The organism is Micromonospora sp. S4605 (assembly GCF_003176715.1).
In the GTDB taxonomy this organism is placed as follows: Bacteria; Actinomycetota; Actinomycetes; order Mycobacteriales; family Micromonosporaceae; genus Micromonospora; species Micromonospora echinaurantiaca.
In genome coordinates this window covers 1-2807 of sequence record NZ_QGSW01000453.1, presented here as the reverse complement: position 1 = coordinate 2807, position 2807 = coordinate 1, and the positions used below count along the sequence as shown (strand labels likewise).

Genomic DNA, 2807 nt, shown 5'->3' with positions numbered 1-2807 from the left:
ACAAGGCTATTCGTCGGCAGCGTCAGATGTGTATAAGGGACAGGTCCTGGCCGGCGGCCCAGGTGCCGGACTGATCGGCGCTCGTCCATCCGCCGGGCGGCGGCACCCCGCCGGTGAGCGAGGGGTAGTCGGCGGGCGAGGGTGGGGCGGCGTTGGCCGAGGTCGGCGAGTGGGCGGCCCAGGGCGGGGCATCGGCGCCGCCGTCGAGCTGTTCGGGCGGCCAGAGTGGTTCGATGTCCCGCTCCGGTACCGGCTGCTGGCCGGGCTTGTGGACCCGGTCGGCGTTGTCGTCCACCACGGTTCCTCCCCATTCCTCCTGCCGAGGATAGGCCCACCGGGCGTACCCGACCGGCCGGTGCGGAGGCGCCCGGGTCAGGCCGCCCAGACCGCCCAGGCGCCCGGCTCGGTCCACCAGGACCGCTTCCGGCTCAGCTCGCCCGCCACCCCGTCGTCGAGGTAGGGCAGCTTCTCGTCCCGGGGGAGCACCGAGGCGGCCCGGCCACGGGCCCGGCGCACCTCCAGCCGTACCCGCTTGCGGCCCAGTGCGGAGCGGGTGACGACCGGCACGGCCACCGCCACCTCGACCTTGCCGTCGGTCGGGTCCGGCGCGCCGAGCAACGCCACGTCGTCCAGCCGCGCGTACCCGCCAGCGTTGCCGATCGCGCAGGCCAGCAGCGGTTCGTCGCCGTTGCTGAGCACCGTGTCGTCCACCTCGACCCGGCCCCGCCAGTGCAGCGGCCGGCCCTGGTCGTCCGCCGCGCCGAGCAGCGCGCCGTCCAGGGTCACCGAACCGCCGTCGTTGCGCAGCAGGTCGAGCCGCCGGGCCGTGCCGTCCAGCACCGCGGCCGCCACCGCCGCCGGGTCACGCGGCAGGCCGAGCTGCGCCGCCAGGTCACGCTGCGCCGTGCTCCGGGCCGGATCGAGCGGGAGTACGCCCACCGGCGGCAGGTCCGGCACCGTACGGTTGCTGGCCAGATCGTCGGGGCGGCGGCTGGGCGGTGGGGCGTACCGCCGGACCAGCCGGCGCAGGACGGCGCGCAACTGAGCGTCACTGGCCGTGGCGACCACCAGCCGGGTCTTGGAGTCGGGATCCGGCCAGGTGAGGCCGTCGGGGCGGGCCGGGCCGTCGAGCCGGGCCAGCACCTCGTCGATCTCCTTGTCGGAGCGGGCGGTCACCGTCTCGACCCGGGCGCCGCGCGCGGTGAGCGCGTCCGCGCAGGCCAGCACCGGCACCCGGGGCGTATCGCAGCGTTCGCCGCCGGCCTGCTCCGAGGCGTCGGCCGCGGTCGTGCCCTGAGCTGGAGAGTCCCCGGTCGCGCCGCCGCAGCAGGCACCGCCGCTGCCGCAGCCCCCGGGAGCGTCCCGCTCCGATCCGAGGGTGAGCAGCACCACGTCGTACACCGCTACCGGCCTCCCGCCTCTCGCCGCGACCCGTGCCGGTCGCGCCGTCACTACTTGTTAACCTGACACCCCGGGCTCGCCAACCGGTCGCCACCTGGCACCCGAGCCTTCTGGAGGCGAAGAAGATGCCAGCGATCGTGCTCATCGGCGCTCAGTGGGGTGACGAGGGCAAGGGCAAGGTTACCGACCTGCTCGGCGAGCGGGTCGACTACGTGGTGCGCTACTCCGGCGGCAACAACGCCGGGCACACGGTGATCACGCCGGACGGGCAGAAGTACGCGCTGCACCTGATGCCCTCCGGGGCGCTGTCGCCGAACGCGAAGATCGTCATCGGTAACGGCGTGGTGGTCGACCCGAAGGTGCTGCTCACCGAGATCGACGGGCTCGCCGAGCGGGGCGTGGACGTCTCCCGGCTGCGGATCTCCGGCGACGCGCACCTGATCATGCCGCACCACCGGGCGCTGGACCGGGTGGTCGAGCGCTACCTCGGCTCGGCCCGGATCGGCACCACCGGCCGCGGCATCGGCCCCGCCTACGGCGACAAGGTCGCCCGGATGGGCATCCGGGTGCAGGACCTGCTCGACCCGGGGATCCTGCGCAAGAAGCTGGAACTCGCGCTGCGCGAGAAGAACCAGATCCTGTTCAAGGTCTACAACCGCAAGGCGATCGACGTCGACGCCACGGTCGAGGAGTACCTGCGGTACGCCGAGCGGCTCACCCCGTACATCGCGGAGACCCGGGGGATGCTCTGGGACGCGCTGGACCGCGGCGAGACGGTGCTGCTGGAGGGCGCCCAGGCCACCATGCTCGACATGGACCACGGCACGTACCCCTTCGTGACCTCGTCGAACCCGACGGCCGGTGGCGCGTGCGTGGGCGCTGGCATCCCGCCGACGGCGATCAACCGGGTGATCGCGGTGAGCAAGGCGTACACCACCCGGGTCGGCTCCGGGCCGTTCCCGACCGAGCTCTTCGACGACAACGGCCAGCACCTGCGCAAGATCGGCCACGAGTACGGCACCACCACCGGCCGGGAGCGCCGCTGCGGCTGGTTCGACGCCGTGGTGGCCCGCTACGCCTGCCGGCTGAACGGCGTCACGGATCTGGTGATCACCAAGCTGGACGTGCTCACCGGCCTGCCCAAGGTGCCGATCTGCGTCGGCTACGAGATCAACGGCAAGCGGGTCGACGACATGCCGATGACGCAGACCGACTTCCACCACGCGGTGCCGGTCTATGAAGAGCTCGACGGCTGGTGGGAGGACATCACCAAGGCCCGCTCCGAGGACGAGCTCCCGGAGAACGCCCGCCGCTACATCGCCCGCATCGAGGAACTCTGCAACACCCGGGTGAGCGTCGTCGGCGTAGGCCCCGGCCGCGAAGAAAACGTCCTCCGCCACCCCCTC

General features: G+C 72.9%; 3 protein-coding genes. 1 reads left to right on the top strand and 2 read right to left on the bottom strand.

Features of this window, described 5'->3' with window-relative positions; genetic code table 11:
- Positions 1-22: 22 nt before the first annotated feature.
- Both DLJ47_RS38015 and DLJ47_RS33950 read right to left on the bottom strand, forming a co-directional pair.
- Positions 23-298, bottom strand: a complete 276-nt coding sequence (locus tag DLJ47_RS38015) for a hypothetical protein (protein ID WP_146228268.1) — start codon at positions 296-298, stop codon at positions 23-25.
- 74 nt (positions 299-372) lie between these two features.
- Positions 373-1401: a hypothetical protein gene (locus DLJ47_RS33950; protein ID WP_109906287.1), complete on the bottom strand. Its 1029-nt coding sequence runs from the start codon at positions 1399-1401 to the stop codon at positions 373-375.
- Positions 1402-1526: 125 nt separating this feature from the next.
- On the opposite strand from DLJ47_RS33950, the gene DLJ47_RS33945 reads away from it, so the two are divergent.
- Positions 1527-2807, top strand: a 1281-nt coding sequence (locus DLJ47_RS33945) for an adenylosuccinate synthase (protein WP_109906285.1), incomplete at its 3' end; no start/stop codon positions are given.